Here is a 15,135-nt window from a genome sequence, read left to right on the forward strand (position 1 = left end):
GCTAGCACGCCCGAGAACCTATATACGTCACTGCTGATATTTTTATGTTTCTCGTTCGATGCCCTGATGGGTTGGGGCACATGAAAAACCCCTCTCACGGGAGAGGGGTCCTGTTCCAACGAATGGGGCCGATCAGGCGCCAATGTCCTTGAGCGACTTGCCACTCATCAGGTTCTTTTCGATCTTCTCAAGCGAGACACCCTTGGTTTCGGGAATCAGGAGCAGGGTGAAGATGATAAAGACCACGTTGAGTACCGAGAGGATGCCAAACGTCATGGCGCCCCCGATGGCGGCGATCATGACCGGGAAGAACTGGCCGATGGCGAAGTTACCCACCCAGTTGGCGACCGTTGAGCAGCTCAGACCGAAGTCACGGCCGTTGAGCGGCTGGATCTCGGCGCACAGGGTCCAGATCAGCGGGCCTGCAGACATGGCAAAACCGGCCACAAAGATCAGCAGCGAGGCCATGCCGGTATACTGCAGGAAGGTCGTGGTCGGTCCGATGATCAGAATCGAGGACAGGACAGCCATGCTGACGGCCATGACGGTAAAGCCGGCATAGAGGATGGGTTTGCGGCCCAGACGGTCCACAAAGCCGATGGCAATGAAGGTCGCCAGAACGTTGACCAGACCGGTCGCGACCGTGCTCCAGAGCTGGGCGGCGGTGCCTTCAAAGCCCGACATCTGAAAGATCTGCGGGGCGAAGTACATGATGGCATTCATGCCGGTGAACTGCTGTACCAGCTGCAGGCAGATGCCCAGCATCACCGAGCGGCGGAAATTGGGGTTCTCCTTGAACATTTGAAAGCCGCGACTTTGCTGCTCAGCGTTGATGCTCTCCTCGATTTCGCCCATCTCGTAGTCGATTTCGGTCTTGCTGCTGCGCAGTTTGGTGAGCACCTGGCGGGCTTCATCGAAGCGATCGCGCGAGGCCAGCCAGCGAGGGCTGTTGGGCACCATGAGTACCCCGATGAACAGCATGGCGGCCGGAATCATCAGAACGCCGAACATCCAGCGCCAGCTTTCGATATAGCTAAAGGCCAGGTTCGACATGAAGGCCGCCAGAATACCGATGGTCACCATCAGCTGATAAAAGGAGATGGTGGTGCCACGAATACGCTCGGGCGCCACTTCAGAGAGATATAGCGGCGCGGTGAAGGAGGCCACGCCCACGGCCAGGCCCAGCAGGATACGGGCAGCGACCAGCATGTGCGGGCTGGTCGACATGACGGCCACCAGAGCACCGACAAAAAACAGCATCGAGCTGTACATCAGCGCCTTCTTGCGGCCAAAGCGCTGTGACACGGCGCCGGCGCCCATGGCACCCAGAGCCGCACCGACCATCATGGAACTGACGATCCAGCCTTCCATCAGGGTGGAAATCTGAAATTCGTTGACGATAAAGGGCAGGGCACCCGAGATGACGCCGATGTCCATGCCGAACAGCAGGCCGGCCAGTGCGGCCAAGCCACAGCTCAGCCATACCATGGGCACAATATCGGCATTTTTGACGGCGTCCGGTTTCGCCTGAGTGTACTGTGCAGCGCCTGAGCTGCTCCCTGAGTAACCTGCCATGTCATTTCCTTAATACAGCCATGATAAAAGGGGGTTGCTTAATCGTGTCAGCCATAAACTACCAGTGCCCCTGTCGGTGTACTGCGCCATTATGAGCTTTTGTCGCCATGTGCAGAGGGCGGGGCTCGATGAACATGATTCGTTGTCATGAACCCGGGAGATATGGTCACGAAGCGATGATTGGTTGCGTCATGAATCATGCGCACCATAATAAAATTGTTAAGGTAGGGTAAGGCCAGCAAATGTCACGTCTTGTTAGACCAAAGGCCTATGTCCGGGGTGTGGCGTAAGGCGTTTTATCATCCAGGCGTTCTGAAAATCTCATCCCCAAGGCAACAGAGTGCTGATATCATTGAGTCTTCATGCAGCCTCGATGCCGCCGAACTATCCTGTCAAATGACGCATGATCAGGGTTGCGCGCAGCCATGCCTGTGCAACGGTCTGCCCGACATGTCAGATGTATTGGTTCGACAGTGTTTATACCCGCAAGGGCAGACAATGGGGCTGCTACCTGCTGCCCTGATGGAAGCGAAGCAATGTGTTGCGAGGATGATGTCCTGATGTCTAACGTTGTCGGAAATCTACCAAACCGGGAAGGGAGCACGGCATGAGTGTGAATGACGACAACAATACTGCTGTCGATCTGGCGCTTTTCGGTGCGCTGGGCGATCTGGCCCTGCGCAAGCTCTATGTCGCGCTTTACCATCTGGATCGTGAAGCGTTGATGGCGCCGGAAACCCGTATTCTGGGTCTGGCCCGTCAGGAATACGACAATGATGCCTTCCGTGCGCGCGTGCGTGACGCACTGGAAACCCGTGTGCGCCCCGATGAGCGTACCGAGGAGAGCATGAATCGGTTTCTGGCGCGGCTGGACTATATCGAAATCGATTTTGCTGCCCCGGAAAGCTACAACCAGATTGCTCAGTGGCACGGCAACAGCCCGCGGCCGCTGACCATTTATCTGTCGGTGCCAGCCCGTTTGTACGGCGACATCTGCGCCAACCTGTCAACAAGCGGTTGCCTGGACGACGAATCCCGCGTGGTGGTCGAAAAGCCGATCGGCTATTCGCTGCAGACGTCCGAGGAGATCAACGACGCCATAGGTGCCGTTTTTGATGAAAGCCGGATCTATCGCATCGACCACTATCTGGGCAAGGAGACGGTGCAGAACCTGCTGGCCCTGCGTTTTGCCAATCCGCTGTTTGGCAGTCAGTGGAACCAGAGTCATATCTCGCACGTCGAGATTACCGTGGCAGAAACGGTCGGCATCGAGGGGCGCTGGGGGTATTTCGATCAGGCCGGTCAGCTGCGCGACATGGTCCAGAACCATCTGATGCAGCTTCTGTGCATGATCGCCATGGACCCGCCTTCCAACCTTGATGCCGACAGCATTCGCGATGAAAAGGTCAAGGTGCTCAAGGCGCTGCGTCCGTTTGAAGGCGAACGTCTGGATACCGATGTGGTGAGAGGCCAGTACATCGCTGGCACCATTGGCGGCAAGTCGGTACCGGGCTATCTCGAGGAAGAGGGCGCCAATGTCGATTCGCGTACTGAAACCTTCGTGGCCTTCAAGACCGAGATCCAGAACTGGCGCTGGGCGGGCGTACCCTTCTATCTGCGTACCGGCAAGCGCATGCCGGAAAAGCTCTCGCAGATCGTGATTCACTTCCGCCCACAGTCGCACTATATCTTTGATAATGACCAGCGCAGCATGGCGGCCAACAAGCTGATCATCCGGCTGCAGCCCGATGAAGGGATCGCCCTGCAGGTCCTGACCAAGGACAGCGGACTGGACAAGGGTATGCGCCTGCGTACCGGTCCGCTGCATCTGGACTTCCATCAGGCCTTCCCCTCGGCGCGTATTCCCGATGCCTACGAACGCCTGCTGCTCGAGGTCATGAAGGGGCAGCAGTATCTGTTCGTGCGTCGTGACGAGATTGAGTACTCCTGGCGCTGGATTGACCGCCTGATCCAGGGATGGGAAGCACGCGATATCCTGCCCAAGCGCTACCCGGCTGGCTCGTGGGGACCGGTATCCTCCATCGGCATGATCACTCAGGACGGACGCAGCTGGTATGAAGACTACTGAAGCAGGTGATGCGCGCACACGTCTGGCCCAGGATCTGGCCGTCAGTGTGGCCGGTGCGCTCAGAGAGGATCTGGAGCAGCAGGAGCGGGTGACGCTGGTGCTTTCCGGTGGCAGCACGCCGAAACCGTTCATGCAGGCGCTGAGTCAGCTTGAACTGCCGTGGTCACGCGTGGATATTACGCTGGCCGATGAGCGGTGGGTGTCCACCGATCACGACGACAGCAACGATCGCTTCGTGCGTTCCAACATGCTGATCAATGCCGCGGCCGAAGCCCGTTTTCATCCGCTCGTCAATGACGGGAAAACTCCCGAGGAAGGGGCCGAAGAGGTGGAGCAGCGCCTGACCGCGCTTGCCTGGCCTGCCAGTGTCGTGGTACTGGGCATGGGCGGCGATGGTCATACGGCGTCGCTGTTCCCGGACAGTGATCAGCTTGATGACGGGCTTGAAAGCGGGGCGCTGGTCATTGCTGCCCGTGCGCCGAGCGTTGGACAACCGCGCATTTCCCTGACGCGCGATCGCCTCATGCGCTCCCGCCGTCGCTATCTGCATCTCAATGGGGCGGATAAAAAGACCGTGCTGGCCCGGGCCATGGCAGGCAATGATCGTCATGAACTGCCGATTCGGGCTTTTCTTGATGCGCCGCTGGCACTTTACTGGGCGCCATGACACGATAAAGTATGTCCCGGCGCGTCGGAATGCGCCGGGCAAATAACAAGGGGCGGGTCGAGGATGCCTGTTTTCGGCCCGCTTGGTGCGGCGCATACCGCCGGGGTGATGATCAGGAGGTTTCATGGCATCGGACAAGCAGCTACCGTCCACACGTACGACCGAAATTGACAGTATCTGTCAGCGGACCACGGTAATCCCGGTGCTGACCATCCATCGCATTGAAGATGCCGTGCCGCTGTGCCGCGCGCTTTATGAGGGTGGCCTGACCGTACTGGAGATCACCCTGCGAACGGACTGCGCCATGGAAGCGTTGTATCGGCTGCGTGATGAACTGCCCGAGGCCAGTATTGGTGCCGGTACGGTTCTGACGCCGGCCCAGTATCGTCGCGCAGAAGACGCCGGCGTGGATTTCGTGGTCACCCCCGGCACGACCGATCGCCTGTACGAGTACGGTATCCAGAGCCCGGTGCCGCTGCTGCCCGGTATCGCAACCGCGACCGAGCTTCTGACCGGCTGGCAGTACGGCTATCGTCGTTTCAAGTTTTTCCCGGCCGAAGCCAGTGGCGGCGTGTCTGCGCTCAAGGCGCTGGCGGGCCCGCTGGGTGATGTCCAGTTCTGCCCCACCGGTGGCATCACACCCGACAATGCGGAAAACTATCTGCGGCTTCGCAACGTCATGTGCGTGGGTGGTACCTGGGTGGCGCCAAAGGAACTGATCGACAATGAGGACTGGGACGGTATCCGCGCCATCGCTCGCGAGACCGTGGCCACCATCAAGCATTAAGTGATGCGTTCACCGAGTTATCAGACGGCAGGGCATGAATGACCCTGCCGCTACCAGCTCTCTCGGCAGCCTCGGCTGTTGTTTTGCCCGTCTCGTTTTGAGGCGGGCTTTTTTTTGCCTGTGGGTCGAGAAACCGCCTCATGTGATTGATGGGCCGTCGGAGGGCGGCGCTCAGCAGGGCAGGGATGGGATTTGCTGGCCCTGGCCGCCCTGGGCCAACCTGGAGACTAAAAGGGTTGTTGGCGCGTAAAAAAGGCTGCCCATCATGAAACGGGCAGCCTCGGGGGTATCCATGAAGGACAGGGTCAGGGCACGCGACAGGCGCGTACCGCTTCCAGTAGCGCAAACCATTCCGGCCGGCTCAGTGTCAGGCCGGCATCGTGTGCCAGTGACTGTAGCCGTTCGGAGCGCAGTGTCCCCACGACCGCTCTAGGCTGTCCCGGGATGGTGTTGAGCCAGGCCAGAGCGATACCGGCAGGGCTGACCTGGTGCGTGTCGGCCATCGCCTTGAGCACCTGGCCCAGCTGATTTTCAAAGATGCGCCCGCCCCACAGCGGTGAGCCGGCAAGGCCTGCCATGTTGTCCTGCAGCAGGCTGTCCCACATACCGTCAAAAAGCATCTGGCTGCGGGCGATCGACATTTCCATCTGCTGACAGGCCAGCGGGGTCTGCATGGCCCCCTGCAGATGCCGCCACTGGGCCGGCAGAAAATTGGCCACGCCAATCCGGCGCGCCCGACCGCTGTCGATAATGGCATCCAGCGTCCGCCCGGTGGCCTCGACATCCATCAGCGGGTCGGGACGCATGAGCATGAGGGTGTTGAGCTGCGTCAGGCCCAGCTGACTGAGCGCGCGATCCACGACCGCATCAAGATACTCCGGCCGGGTGTCGTAATACTTGGCCCCGAAACGGTCATCATTGTGCTGTGCCGGAACCACGCCGACCCGCATGTCGAACTGCAGCTGTCGTACACGATCATTCGGCAGCTGGTCGATGGCCTGCCCCAGAAGGGTTTCCTGACCCTTCTCGAGATCGCTGTGGTCAAATTCGCAAAGTCCTTCTGCCAGGCGCTGCTGAAACCAGCTCGCCAGGGCCTCGGGCGTTTGCAGGCTGTCATAATACGGTAGCTGACGCAGCCCGATAACGAAGGGCGAAGCTGTCATGCTCATCAGGGTTATTCCTGAGCAGAGGTGTCAAGGCTTACGTGCATCGACAGGACATGCTGCGCCCCGGGGGCGAGCCAGACCGGATCCAGACGTGTACATGCCGGTTCGATGCAGATGAAGTTCAGGCGTTCACGATCGGGAATGTCGCCCGGAAGCTTGTCTCCCGGGTGCCAGACCACGCTAGAGTCGCTGCCCTGCTTGGCGATTCGCAGGCGCCTGTGGCCATCATCGAGCACCAGCGGTCGGCTGGAGTGATGAATGCGATCCAGCGCCCCGCGAACACCCAATGCGCCGGTCTGTTCTGCCTCGGCGTAGTCGGCCAGCTTGTCGAGATAGCGTGCCCCGCCCAGACCTTCTATCCGGCACTGGTGGGTATCCGGCACGGCAAAATAGGCATGTAGTGCCTGGGTCAGACGTATCGGCGTTTCACCGGTGTGCTCGGTGACAAGCTCCATGGCCAGGCGCTGCGCATTGGCATGAATGACCAGGCGAGGTGCCAGCATGTTATGCAACCGCGTTTCGGGGGAAAGATGGATTTCCACCCCGCCTTCCACGTCTTCATCCACGGCGTCGATGCGCCAGTCGGCCGTACGAGCGACACCGTGCATGGGACCATTGCCGTCGTCGGGCTCAGCAAACCAGGGCCAGCACAGCGGGACACCGCCGCGCAGGGCCTCCGGCGGTGCCTTGGGCGTCGAGGTGGTCCAGAGCCAGCCGCGATCACCGGCCGGCGCGTAATGGAGCAGATGGCCGCCATGACGGGAAAGAATCAGCTCACCCCAGTCATCATTGATGACCAGCAGCGAGCGGCCCTCCCAGGTCGCATCACGCTGGCCCTGAGTGGACGACAAAAGCTCGCTCAATGCATCCGGGATCATGTGACTTCCTCATTGTGCAGTGCTTCGGCAGCGCCCAGCAGTCCGGTCCATTTGGCGGTCACTACCCAGGTCGCAATATCGGCATTGTAGGGGCTCATGCGTCCCTTGTCGGCAAAGGCCTTGCGAAAATCACTGATCCGAAGAATATCGAGGATGCGTGGCAGGATGCCTCCACACAGATAAACGCCGCCGCGGGCGCCCAGGGTCAGGGCCGCATCGCCGGTGGCATCCCCGAGGATCTTGCAAAAGCGCAGAACGGCCTGATAGGCGACGGGGTCCTGCTCACCGCGGGCAGCTTCGGTGACGCACGCCGGTGTGGTGAGGGTGCAGTGATGGCCTTCGAATTCACACATGGCCGTATAGATGTCCAGAAGTCCCTGGCCGCACAGAACGCGCTCGATCGAGACGCGGCCGTAGCGGCCTCGAAACCACTGCAGCAGACGAATCTCGAAATCATCGACCGGCGCGAAGCTGGCATGACCGCCTTCGGCCGACAGGGGAATCCAGAAGCGCTGGCTCGGCGCCAGCCCGGCCAGCCCGAGGCCGGTACCCGGCCCAATGACCAGGCGGGCGCGACCGGCTTCGCTGTGGCCGTTGCCCAGATTGACCAGATCCTCATCGGGGATGTGCGGCAGCCCCAACGCCATGGCGGTAAAGTCATTGATGAGCTTGAAATTATCCAGCCCGAGACGCGCTTTCATGGCGGTTTTCGAAAAACGCCATGGATTGTTGGTCATCTTGATTTCGTCATCGTGTACCGGGCAGGCGAAGGCCAGACAGGCTTCGACCGGCCGCTCACCATCGACACTGGCAAGATAGGCGTTGACCGCATCATCAAGGTTGGCGTGATCGGCACAGGCCAGCGTCTGAATATCATGCAGATCGAAGGCGCCGGGGGTCACCAGGGCGAAGCGGGCATTGGTGCCACCGATATCGCCGACCAGGGCGGGGCGTGTCATGGCGAATGATACTCCTGAAGTTCTATAAGTCTTTGAAACATGGCCTTCACATTGATACCGACAGAATATCAGTCATTGTAGCGGCACGCTGATGCGAGGTGTTCACACAGGGTAAAGCATGTCATATAGGCAGGACTTTACCGGGTTGCGCCTGGTTTGACACGATTCACCTGTTTTGCGGAAACAATGCCGGCCGGGCTTTTGGCATGGTCTGCGCTGTCAGGTCAGGGTATGGTCACCCAATGAGGATAGGTTCTGGCGTAATTGTCCGTCCCTGGCCAGACTGGTTCGGGTATCAGGTAACACCAGACAAGCGATATTGATGCACATTTGGTCGATCGGTGACATCAATACAGGCAGTGCTTTACAACAGGCCATTGAGGTCAGGGAAAATGACCCCACGTTAGAAGGTCAGGGGCCGAAAACCGAGAGAATTGCGGCTCATTAACCTGTCGGTGATGAGCTTCATCCAATGTTGCAGGAGGAGAAAACATGACGCTTCGTGTCGCAATCAACGGGTTCGGACGTATCGGACGTAACACCTTTCGCGCACTTTATGAAGGGGGTTATCGTGACCGTATCGAGGTCGTTGCCATCAACGATCTGGGCGACCCGGCGCTGAACGCGCTGCTGCTGGAAAATGACACCACGCACGGCCATTTCAATGCCGACATTACTCATGACGATGAGAGCTTTACCGTCAACGGCGACCGCGTGCGTATCCTCTCCGAAAAGGATCCGGCCAATCTTCCGTGGGGTGACCTGAACGTTGATCTGGTCATGGAATGCACGGGTATCTTCACCAAGCGTGACGCTGCGGCCAAGCATATTGAAGCCGGCGCCAAGCGGGTGTTGATTTCCGGCCCGAGCGGTGATGCCGACGCCACCATCGTCTTTGGCGTCAACGAAAACGTGCTGGAAGCCGGCCACACCGTGGTTTCCAATGCGTCGTGCACCACCAACTGCCTGGCGCCGGTGGCCAAGGCCCTTAACGATACCGTAGGTATCGAGACCGGCCTGATGAACACCATCCACGCCTATACCAACGATCAGAACCTGTCTGACGTCTATCATTCCGACCCGTTCCGTGCGCGCAGTGCGACCCAGTCGATGATTCCGACCAAGACGGGTGCCGCCTCGGCCGTGGCCAAGGTGCTGCCGGAGCTTGACGGCAAGCTGGACGGCTTTGCCATTCGCGTGCCCGTGATCAACGTCTCTGTCGTGGATCTGACCTTTACGGCCTCGCGCGAGACCAGCCGTGACGAGATCAACCAGATCATGCGCGATGCCGCCGAGAAGTCGGGCGTGTTGAACATCAACGAGAAGCCGCTGGTCTCGATTGATTTCAACCACAATCCCAGCTCCTCGACCTTTGACACCAACCATACGCGTGTCAACGGCAAGCTGGTCAAGGTGATGTCCTGGTACGACAATGAATGGGGCTTCTCCAACCGTATGCTGGATACGGCACTGGCCATGGGCAAAACGCTCTAGGTCTCACTTCGTAATATTATTGCGATGATAAAGGGACGCCTTCGGGCGTCCTTTTTTGACGCATTTTTTTGCTACAGCTTTCTCAGGGAGGAGAAATGACACAGACCCTACTGGCCTTTGATGTCTACGGCACACTGATCAACCCGAGCGCCATGGCCGAGGTGCTGCGCCCGACGCTGAATGAGCAGGCAGAGAGCGTTGCCGCCCAGTGGCGTGCCAGTCAGCTGCAGCTGGCCTTTCGCCGCGGCCTGATGGGACGCTATGTCGAGTTCTCGGTCTGTACGCGCGACGCGCTCGACGTTGCCATCGCAGCGCAGGATGTCGAGGTGGATGCCAGCACCCGGGATGAGTGGCTGGCGGCCTATTCCCGACTGCCCGCCTTTGAGGAAGTTGACGCTGCATTGGCCTCACTGGTGGCCTCCGGCTATCGCTGTGTGGCCTTTTCCAATGGCACTGAAAACGCCATGCAGGAGGTGCTGGGCAATGCAGGGCTTGCACATCACTTCGAGGCGCTGGTCAGCGTTGACGACATTAAACGCTTCAAGCCTGACCCGGTGGTCTATCACCATCTGGCGCGGCGCATGAATGTGGCCCATGACAATGCCTGGCTGGTCTCAAGCAATAACTGGGATATTCAGGGGGCTCGCCATGCGGGTTTGAAGGCGGCCTGGATTCATCGAGACAAGACTGCACTGATAGAAGACCCCTCGCTTGCGCCCGATATTGAAGTTGAAAGACTTGACGAGCTGGCGCAGAAGCTGGCCAAAGGGGCCTGATATCGGGTAACGATCAGGGTGTTTATCATGCCTGATTTTCCCGGTTTGACTGGCCTGAAAGGGGCGCTGGTGTCGCATTATGGCGACAATTTAATTGACAAATATCCAGTGTTCTGATCAGTTCGTTATGTTAAGGTTGCGCTTTAAAACGAATGATTTGTCAACCTTGATTTATCCTTTTGCGTGCAGCAATGCACCCGAAATGACTGCCGTTCAATGGCAGCAACAGGTCAGCCAGCCATGCCATATGTATCCAGAAAACAATGTGTCAGCGGTGTGCATCAGCTTCTGGGATCAACACTGAAGGATGCACGTCGGGAGCGGCAGGGGCGTATTGTCGGCATCGATCAGACGCGAGAGCATCCGGTCATTGATGTGATCTGGCAGGGGCAACCCCGCGCAGAACGCATCATCATTACCTGCGACCAGCTTCGTGATCTGGTCCGGGCAAGTCTTGCGCGTGCGGCAGCGCAGACGCAAAAGACGGCATCGACTGACGACTCACAGGAGCAGACGCAGGATGAAAGCCCGGTGCTCCTCGCCGAGCAGCGTCGCGCCTGAGTCATCCCGCCGTTTTCTGTTCGTGAAAGGGGGCTCCGCCATGGCTGGCGGGCCCCCTTTTCGCATGATATGCCTGGACGCAATAATATCGAATTGTGGCAGGTCTTCTTATACTGGCGATAAGCATGGCGCCACCGACATAACGAACAAACAACAGCACAGGGAGCTTTCATGAGAACCATGTTTCTGGGACTCGGCATGGGATTGATGCTGGCCAGCGTCAATACCTGGGGGGAAGAGGGCACACCGGGGCAGATGGGCCCAAGGGTTGAAACGCGGACCCTGACCTACAGTGTGGACGGTGAGCAGTACACCGGTTACCTGGCGCGCGACACGAAAACGGACGGCAAGCGCCCGCTGGTGCTGGTGGTCCACGAGTGGTGGGGGCTGAGCGACTACATTCGCCAGCGCACCGAGCAGCTGGCCGCGCTGGGCTATGTGGCCTTTGCCGTAGACATGTATGGCAGCGGAAAAACGGCCACGCATCCCGATGAGGCCGGCAGCTTTTCAAAGGCCGTGATGAGTGACTGGCCTGGCGCTCAGCACAATCTCGAGACCGCCATCGAGGCGCTCAGGGGCACTCCGGGGGTGGATGAGTCGCGCATGGCGATTATCGGCTACTGCTTCGGGGGTGGTGTGGCGCTCAATGCCGCGCTTGCCGGGATGCCGTTCAAGGCGGCGGTGAGCTTTCACGGCAGTCCCGGGCAGGTGGTCGAAACGCCCGAGCACTTTGATGGACGTGTCATTATCCAGAACGGCCTGAGCGATCAGATGGTAGAGCAGTCAGCGCTCAAGGCTCTGCTGGATACTTATCAGAGTGTGGAGACCAATGCCACGCTGATCCAGTATCCCGATGCCATGCACGCCTTTACCAACCCCTATGTTGACGCGAAGGCCAGCGAATTCGATCTGCCGCTGGCCTACAACGCAGCGGCCGATGCCGCCAGTTGGCAGGTGATGCTCAACGTGTTCAACAAGGTCTTTGCCGCGGCTCCGGCCGCCGCGAAATAGGGCAATGCCTCAGGAAAAGGGGGCCGATGCGGTGTTTACCGCATCGGCCCCTTTGCTTTCGGCCATGTCCCTTACTGAGGCAGGGACAGAATGCGCCGCGCCAGATGAATCATGCCCGGGTCACCGGTGTTCTTGGCCCGAATGTCGGAGAGCTTGACGACCGGCAGCCACTGATCCCCCTCGGGGCGGGTTTCGGTCATCTTGACCACCATGTTCATCGGCTTGAGGCCGACATCGTTGGTGAAGTTGGTACCGATGCCGAACGACATGCCGATGCGGCCTTCACAAAAGCGCGTGATCTTTTCGACCTTGTGGGTGTCCAGCGCATCGGAAAAGATGATGGTCTTGCTGCGCGGGTCGATACCATAGTGCTCGTAGTGGTCGATGGTGGCCTTGGCGAATTCGATGGGATCACCACTGTCGTGACGAATGCCGTCAAACAGCTTGGCAAACATCTTGTCGAAGCTTTCAAAAAAGACCTGGGTGGTAAAGGTATCCGACAGGGCAATGCCCAGATCACCGCGGTAGACCTCCACCCAGTTCTCGAGTGCCAGCGTGTTGGCCATCTTGAAGCCGAAGCGGGCGGCATGGAACATGAACCACTCGTGGGCATGCGTACCCAGCGGCTTGACCCCGTGACGATGGGCCATGTGCACGTTGCTGGTGCCGGTAAAGGTGCTGCCGCCATAGCGCTTGAGGGTGCTCACGACCAGGTCATGCACCTCATAGGAGTGGCGCCTGCGGGTGCCGAACTCGGCAATGCGCACACCCAGCTCGCCGTAGTGCTCGATCTTTTCACGCGTGCGCTGAGTGACCATCTCGTCGCTGTCGCGCTGCTCTTCGAGCATCTCGTACCAGATCTGGCTGATCAGCGTCATTAGGGGCACTTCCCAGAGGATGGTGCGATACCACAGACCCTCGATGGTGACGCTTAACGTCTCGCCGTGCTGCTCGATGGTGACCTCCTGGGGCTTGTAGCGAAAGCCTTCCAGGAAGTCGTGATAGGTCGGGTCGAGATAGGGGCAGGTGACCTCCAGGAAATGACGCTCCTCACCCGTCAGCCGCAGCGCGGCCATGGCGTCTACCTGCTCCCTGAGCCGTTCACCGAAGCCGGGCGGGAAGGCGTGCTCTCCGCGATTGATAAAGCTGTAGCGCGCATAAGCGTTGGGGAACAGTTTCACCACGGCGTTTTGCATGGTGAACTTGTAGAAGTCATTATCAAGGATCGAATGCAGCATTGAGCGAGTCGGCATCTCTGTTGATGGCCATTTAAATAATAGCCTGACAGCATAGCGCAGCAGCTACGCTGACTCCATCCCGAAGCGTAGACACCATCAGGCCTGCCCCGGCACGTCAGTACCTTCTATCCTGTACCCTTATCATGCACCTGGCTGGAGAAGCGCCATGAGTCTCGATATTCGCGATATCGGTGCGATGGCCGATATCGATGCGCAGCAATGGAATGCGCTGGCAGGCTCGGACTACCCCTTTATCCGTCACGAATTTCTCAACGCTCTGGAAGTGACCGGCGCGGTCTCTTCGCACACCGGCTGGACGCCGCATCACCTGACCCTCTGGCAGGGAGACCAGCTGGTAGGCGCCATGCCGCGCTATCTCAAGGATCACTCCTGGGGCGAGTATGTCTTTGACTTTCAGTGGGCCGATGCCTGGGAGCGTGCCGGTGGGGAGTATTATCCCAAGCAGCTCAGCGCCATCCCCTTTACGCCCGCGACCGGCCCACGCCTGTTGCTATCAAGCGAGATTGATGCCGATGAGGCGCTGACGGCCATGGCCGAGCACCTTGAAAGTGCCGGTCTGGTGTCATGGCATCTGCTGTTTCCCGAGGCGGGGCTGGCGCGTCAATGGTGTGAACGCTGGCCCGAACTGCTCCAGCGCAGCGGTATGCAGTATCACTGGTTTGATCGCGGCTATGGTGATTTCGAGGGCTTTCTGGCCGCCATGACCTCAAAGCGGCGCAAGGAAGTGCGTCGTGAACGACGCCGCGTGGCCGAGCAGGGGCTGGTGATGCGCCGCCTGACCGGAGGCGAGATCGACCGGACGGCGATCGAGCACTTTTATCGCTGCTATCAGATCACCTATATGGAGCACGGCCAGCGCGGTTATCTGGAGATCGATTTCTTCTACCAGTTGCTTCAGGACATGCCCGAATCACTGGTGCTGGTTCAGGCGCTGGATGAGACATCGCGACCCGTGGCCGCAGCGCTGTGTCTGCGTGGGTCGACTACGCTCTATGGACGCTACTGGGGCAGTGAGGTCGAGGCCAGCTGTCTGCATTTTGAAGCCTGTTACTATCAGGGCATCGAGCACTGCCTGGCATCGGGTCTGTCCCGTTTTGATCCGGGCACCCAGGGCGAGCACAAGATCGCCCGGGGCTTTGAACCGACGGCCACGCGCTCACTGCACTGGCTGGCTCACGACGGGTTTCGCGAGGCCGTGGCGGACTTTCTGGTGCGCGAGGAGACGGTCATGGCGCAGATGCGTCTTGAGGCGGCGACCATGCTGCCCTTCCGACACGACAGCTGATCCCCGGGTGGCGACCGATTTCCTGTATCCATGTCATGGAGAGATGATGAAAACCTTGTATCGCAGTATGTGGATGGCGGCCTGTCTGGCTCTGGCGGCCGGTGGCATGACGTCGATGGCGCAGGCGCAATCACAGTCGCAGTCGCAGAGTGCGCCTCAGCAGCAGCCGGGCGACCGTACCGATCACGAAGAGCAGACGCTTCTGGAAACGCTCAAGACCAGCGGTGATTTCAACACCCTGGTACAGGCCATCGAGGATGCCGACATGAGCGATATGCTCAGCGACGGCGGTCCCTACACCCTTTTTGCACCGACCGATGAGGCCTTTGCCCGACTGCCGGACAGCGAACGCCAGGCGCTGCTCGGCGGTGAACATGAAGAGTGGCTGAGAAAGGTACTCAAATATCATCTGCTGCCGGGTATTGTGCCGGCCAGCGAGTTCAAGGCGCTGGGGCGCCCCCAGGCACTGGTAGGGCAGCTCAGTCTGCACGTGGACAACGGTCAGTACCGGGTCAACGACATTGCGGTCGACCGCCAGGAAACTCGGGCGAAAAACGGCATTATTCACCCCATCGAAGGCGTGCTGATTCCCTGGGATGCCACCGGTTTGCGGCCGGATTCCTGAGAC

General features: G+C 59.3%; 14 protein-coding genes. 9 read left to right on the top strand and 5 right to left on the bottom strand.

Annotated features, from left to right (window positions below; genetic code table 11):
* Nucleotides 1–132 precede the first annotated feature (132 nt).
* A complete protein-coding gene (locus tag C8D72_RS12655; protein ID WP_281271626.1) occupies nucleotides 133–1,575 on the bottom strand; it encodes a sugar porter family MFS transporter in 1,443 nt (480 codons plus the stop codon).
* Nucleotides 1,576–2,182: 607 nt separating this feature from the next.
* Between C8D72_RS12655 and zwf the strand changes: the two genes are divergently transcribed.
* The 3 genes from zwf (at nucleotide 2,183) to C8D72_RS12670 (ending at nucleotide 5,118) form a co-directional block, all read left to right on the top strand.
* Complete coding sequence (zwf, locus tag C8D72_RS12660; RefSeq protein ID WP_115854784.1) at nucleotides 2,183–3,664, top strand: glucose-6-phosphate dehydrogenase; 1,482 nt, start codon at nucleotides 2,183–2,185, stop codon at nucleotides 3,662–3,664.
* Entirely contained in the window at nucleotides 3,651–4,331 is a 681-nt protein-coding gene (gene pgl / locus C8D72_RS12665) for a 6-phosphogluconolactonase (RefSeq protein ID WP_115854785.1), read from the top strand. Before zwf ends, pgl begins: the two co-directional genes overlap by 14 nt.
* A gap of 124 nt (nucleotides 4,332–4,455) precedes the next feature.
* Complete coding sequence (locus C8D72_RS12670) at nucleotides 4,456–5,118, top strand: bifunctional 4-hydroxy-2-oxoglutarate aldolase/2-dehydro-3-deoxy-phosphogluconate aldolase (RefSeq protein WP_115854786.1); 663 nt, start codon at nucleotides 4,456–4,458, stop codon at nucleotides 5,116–5,118.
* Nucleotides 5,119–5,423: 305 nt separating this feature from the next.
* On the opposite strand, the gene C8D72_RS12675 is transcribed toward C8D72_RS12670, so the two are convergent.
* The 3 genes from C8D72_RS12675 to glk are packed head-to-tail and all read right to left on the bottom strand — an operon-like array spanning nucleotide 5,424 to nucleotide 8,121.
* On the bottom strand, nucleotides 5,424–6,287 hold the full coding sequence (locus tag C8D72_RS12675) for an aldo/keto reductase (RefSeq protein WP_115854787.1): 864 nt from the start codon (nucleotides 6,285–6,287) through the stop codon (nucleotides 5,424–5,426).
* Between the two features lie 5 nt (nucleotides 6,288–6,292).
* Nucleotides 6,293–7,162 carry a D-hexose-6-phosphate mutarotase gene (locus C8D72_RS12680; RefSeq protein ID WP_115854788.1) on the bottom strand — a complete coding sequence of 290 codons (870 nt, stop codon included), beginning with the start codon at nucleotides 7,160–7,162 and terminating at the stop codon, nucleotides 6,293–6,295.
* Entirely contained in the window at nucleotides 7,159–8,121 is a 963-nt protein-coding gene (gene glk / locus C8D72_RS12685) for a glucokinase (protein ID WP_115854789.1), read from the bottom strand. Before glk ends, C8D72_RS12680 begins: the two co-directional genes overlap by 4 nt.
* Nucleotides 8,122–8,613: 492 nt before the next feature.
* Between glk and gap the strand changes: the two genes are divergently transcribed.
* The 4 genes from gap to C8D72_RS12705 all read left to right on the top strand — a co-directional run bounded on the left by gap (nucleotide 8,614) and on the right by C8D72_RS12705 (nucleotide 11,963).
* The gene (gene gap, locus C8D72_RS12690) at nucleotides 8,614–9,615 is read left to right on the top strand and encodes a type I glyceraldehyde-3-phosphate dehydrogenase (protein ID WP_115854790.1); all 1,002 of its coding nucleotides are present in this window, start codon (nucleotides 8,614–8,616) and stop codon (nucleotides 9,613–9,615) included.
* Nucleotides 9,616–9,710: 95 nt separating this feature from the next.
* Complete coding sequence (locus C8D72_RS12695; protein ID WP_115854791.1) at nucleotides 9,711–10,391, top strand: haloacid dehalogenase type II; 681 nt, start codon at nucleotides 9,711–9,713, stop codon at nucleotides 10,389–10,391.
* A gap of 276 nt (nucleotides 10,392–10,667) precedes the next feature.
* Nucleotides 10,668–10,952: a hypothetical protein gene (locus C8D72_RS12700; RefSeq protein WP_115854792.1), complete on the top strand. Its 285-nt coding sequence runs from the start codon at nucleotides 10,668–10,670 to the stop codon at nucleotides 10,950–10,952.
* Between the two features lie 171 nt (nucleotides 10,953–11,123).
* Nucleotides 11,124–11,963, top strand: coding sequence for a dienelactone hydrolase family protein (locus C8D72_RS12705; RefSeq protein ID WP_115854793.1), 840 nt, complete (start codon nucleotides 11,124–11,126; stop codon nucleotides 11,961–11,963).
* Between the two features lie 71 nt (nucleotides 11,964–12,034).
* On the opposite strand, the gene pncB is transcribed toward C8D72_RS12705, so the two are convergent.
* A complete protein-coding gene (pncB, locus tag C8D72_RS12710) occupies nucleotides 12,035–13,201 on the bottom strand; it encodes a nicotinate phosphoribosyltransferase (RefSeq protein WP_115854794.1) in 1,167 nt (388 codons plus the stop codon).
* A gap of 166 nt (nucleotides 13,202–13,367) precedes the next feature.
* Between pncB and C8D72_RS12715 the strand changes: the two genes are divergently transcribed.
* Both C8D72_RS12715 and C8D72_RS12720 read left to right on the top strand, forming a co-directional pair.
* Nucleotides 13,368–14,507 (top strand): GNAT family N-acetyltransferase, encoded by a 1,140-nt coding sequence (locus tag C8D72_RS12715; protein WP_115854795.1) that lies wholly within the window; start codon nucleotides 13,368–13,370, stop codon nucleotides 14,505–14,507.
* 46 nt (nucleotides 14,508–14,553) lie between these two features.
* The gene (locus C8D72_RS12720) at nucleotides 14,554–15,132 is read left to right on the top strand and encodes a fasciclin domain-containing protein (protein ID WP_170140596.1); all 579 of its coding nucleotides are present in this window, start codon (nucleotides 14,554–14,556) and stop codon (nucleotides 15,130–15,132) included.
* Nucleotides 15,133–15,135 lie beyond the last annotated feature (3 nt).

It is taken from the genome of Kushneria indalinina DSM 14324, from assembly GCF_003385845.1.
Lineage (GTDB): Bacteria > Pseudomonadota > Gammaproteobacteria > Pseudomonadales > Halomonadaceae > Kushneria > Kushneria indalinina.

What these genes read in the sequence shown, in the direction of transcription:
- C8D72_RS12655 (WP_281271626.1), bottom strand. Translation starts at nt 1,575, where the DNA reads ATGGCAGGTTACTCAGGGAGCAGCTCAGGCGCTGCACAGTACACTCAG.
- zwf (WP_115854784.1), top strand. Translation starts at nt 2,183, where the DNA reads ATGAGTGTGAATGACGACAACAATACTGCTGTCGATCTGGCGCTTTTC.
- pgl (WP_115854785.1), top strand. Translation starts at nt 3,651, where the DNA reads ATGAAGACTACTGAAGCAGGTGATGCGCGCACACGTCTGGCCCAGGAT.
- C8D72_RS12670 (WP_115854786.1), top strand. Translation starts at nt 4,456, where the DNA reads ATGGCATCGGACAAGCAGCTACCGTCCACACGTACGACCGAAATTGAC.
- C8D72_RS12675 (WP_115854787.1), bottom strand. Translation starts at nt 6,287, where the DNA reads ATGAGCATGACAGCTTCGCCCTTCGTTATCGGGCTGCGTCAGCTACCG.
- C8D72_RS12680 (WP_115854788.1), bottom strand. Translation starts at nt 7,162, where the DNA reads ATGATCCCGGATGCATTGAGCGAGCTTTTGTCGTCCACTCAGGGCCAG.
- glk (WP_115854789.1), bottom strand. Translation starts at nt 8,121, where the DNA reads ATGACACGCCCCGCCCTGGTCGGCGATATCGGTGGCACCAATGCCCGC.
- gap (WP_115854790.1), top strand. Translation starts at nt 8,614, where the DNA reads ATGACGCTTCGTGTCGCAATCAACGGGTTCGGACGTATCGGACGTAAC.
- C8D72_RS12695 (WP_115854791.1), top strand. Translation starts at nt 9,711, where the DNA reads ATGACACAGACCCTACTGGCCTTTGATGTCTACGGCACACTGATCAAC.
- C8D72_RS12705 (WP_115854793.1), top strand. Translation starts at nt 11,124, where the DNA reads ATGAGAACCATGTTTCTGGGACTCGGCATGGGATTGATGCTGGCCAGC.
- pncB (WP_115854794.1), bottom strand. Translation starts at nt 13,201, where the DNA reads ATGCTGCATTCGATCCTTGATAATGACTTCTACAAGTTCACCATGCAA.
- C8D72_RS12715 (WP_115854795.1), top strand. Translation starts at nt 13,368, where the DNA reads ATGAGTCTCGATATTCGCGATATCGGTGCGATGGCCGATATCGATGCG.
- C8D72_RS12720 (WP_170140596.1), top strand. Translation starts at nt 14,554, where the DNA reads ATGAAAACCTTGTATCGCAGTATGTGGATGGCGGCCTGTCTGGCTCTG.